This window comes from Eudoraea sp. (genome assembly GCF_049669105.1).
Lineage (GTDB): Bacteria > Bacteroidota > Bacteroidia > Flavobacteriales > Flavobacteriaceae > Eudoraea.
Map to the genome: position 1 here is coordinate 1 of NZ_JBATKE010000049.1, position 1,966 is coordinate 1,966.

2 protein-coding genes and 1 pseudogene are annotated in these 1,966 nt (G+C 33.1%); all 3 read right to left on the reverse strand.

Translation table 11 applies throughout. From position 1 onward, the window contains the following. Nucleotides 1–448 (reverse strand): annotated as a pseudogene (locus WBM60_RS03705) (S41 family peptidase); the annotation flags it as partial. Between the two features lie 204 nt (nt 449–652). Beyond that, complete coding sequence (locus tag WBM60_RS03710; RefSeq protein ID WP_424277398.1) at nt 653–1,027, reverse strand: hypothetical protein; 375 nt, start codon at nt 1,025–1,027, stop codon at nt 653–655. 221 nt (nt 1,028–1,248) lie between these two features. Further along, the gene (locus WBM60_RS03715; RefSeq protein WP_424261590.1) at nt 1,249–1,818 is read right to left on the reverse strand and encodes a class I SAM-dependent methyltransferase; all 570 of its coding nucleotides are present in this window, start codon (nt 1,816–1,818) and stop codon (nt 1,249–1,251) included. Nucleotides 1,819–1,966: the final 148 nt, after the last annotated feature.

Sequence of the window (1,966 nt, forward strand, 5' to 3'; positions counted from 1 at the left end):
TTGTTTCCGCTTCTTCTGGGTAGCTGAGAGTGATACTGTATTTCTGCCAATCCTTTGTTCCTTTTATGTTTTGTCTTTGCATATTATCAAACGCCAATGAACCTTCTTTGCCATCTATTCTTAATAACAAACCTGCAAAACCATTTTCCACATTTTTAACTTTCATATAGCCATCAAGTCTTATGGATTTGCCTTTGTAATTCGCTGGGATTTCGTAAGCAATACTTCCAAAGGAATTCCCAGATTGGTCAGATGTAATTTTCCCTGATTTTTTACCCGAATGAGCATTTTCATCTATCCTCAACTCATAATTCCCCCATTTAAACCATCCATCGGACAGTGATTTTTCGTCTTTTTGATTTTCAAATCCGAGATTGTATTTTTCGGTTTCTTGTCTTTGACAATTGAAAGAGATAATTGTAAATAATGCAATCAGTATTTTATTCATCGATTTTTTTTCAACTTGCACACAATGGTTCAGCTATGATCTCGTTGCGGGAAAATTCATTTTGATTTTTCCGCCCAAAACCAAGCCATTACATAAAATTAAGGATTTATGCCTGCCACGCCAAAGGCGTGGTCTAGGAAAACCAACCGCAATGGATTATAGGTTTTGTTGTAGAACGTATTTCATTGATTACTCAAAAAAGTTTTATTTTCTATCCGAAATCATACATCCTTTCCACTGATTATCTTTTAATGAAATTATAAGAAAACCAAAATCATCGGATCTACAGGAGCCTGCAGATTTGCCTCCAGAACTTGAAAGTGATTTAATATTTCCAGATTCATCCCGTGAGTAGTCTATTCTAATGTCTTCGTTAAAACTCTGTAAAACATCAATTCGGGACTCTACTTCCTCATCATTCATGTCCATGTTTATTCGTATAATTAAATCGAATTCCGAATTTGCTATCGCAGCAAATAAATTTGTTTCCGCAATTAGCGTCTTGTTATTTTGCCCAAATAAGTTTTGGAAACCGATTAATAATATAACCAGAATAATAATTTTTGTCATTTGTTTCATTACTTCCAATTTAAATATGTTCTACAACGGTCTTGTGTATGAAACGTAGCGTGTAAAAAGGAACTACATTTTTAGTTTAGCACAGAGCCGAATTTTTTTATTTTGTTTTTATCTTATCCATTTTAAAAGCCAAATTAAAAATTTGGCGGAAGCTTGTAAATAAGCACTAACCTTTGATTTAGAATTTACTAGCTATGTTTTATACATGGTGTTGTAGTGCGTTATTTTTTCTTTCCGATTATCAAAAGGGAATCGTCATCCTCAAACTCTTTATAACTTTCGATTGAGATAATCTCGAAATATTCTTTATAGATTCTTTTAAGACTAACATCATTATGATAGTTAACAAAAAGCCCTTTGAAAATTTCAAAACCTTTTCCTTTCCAAAAAGAGTGACAGATAATTCCACCGGAATTTAGAATTTCATACTGTCTTTTAGTAGAATCAATTAATTCATTGTCTTTTAAATGATGCATTACTTTATTGGAATAAATTCCATCAAATTTCCTGTTAGTTTTTAATGTGATTGCATCCAACTCAAGGAACTCTCCATTTGGGTTTTCAGCAATTAGATGCTTCAAAAATTCTCTTGAATTATCAGAACCTATAACATTATAAGATTCATTCAAAATTTTCCAATCAGTTCCTGGACCTGAACCTATTTCAAGCAAAACTGAATTGACAGGCAAAACTTGTTCAAGTTTTTCAATCAATTGACTTCCGTTAACATCTTTGGCTAATTTGATATACTCATCAATAGACTCTTTTGTTTTATAATATTCTCCTTTCATATGATGTCGGTCATAATGTACTACAACGTGTTGGCTATGATTTGGCGGGTTCTGGATGGCGAGCTTTTAGTGCGGATCTCTCGATTTATTGCGAGAAATTAGCGTTTGCAAGGCGAGCCATTTGAAACCGAAATCATTTTCGGTTTGT

Excerpts from the sequence above, each read along its gene's own strand:
- WBM60_RS03710 (WP_424277398.1), bottom strand. The coding sequence starts at position 1,027 with ATGAAACAAATGACAAAAATTATTATTCTGGTTATATTATTAATCGGT.
- WBM60_RS03715 (WP_424261590.1), bottom strand. The coding sequence starts at position 1,818 with ATGAAAGGAGAATATTATAAAACAAAAGAGTCTATTGATGAGTATATC.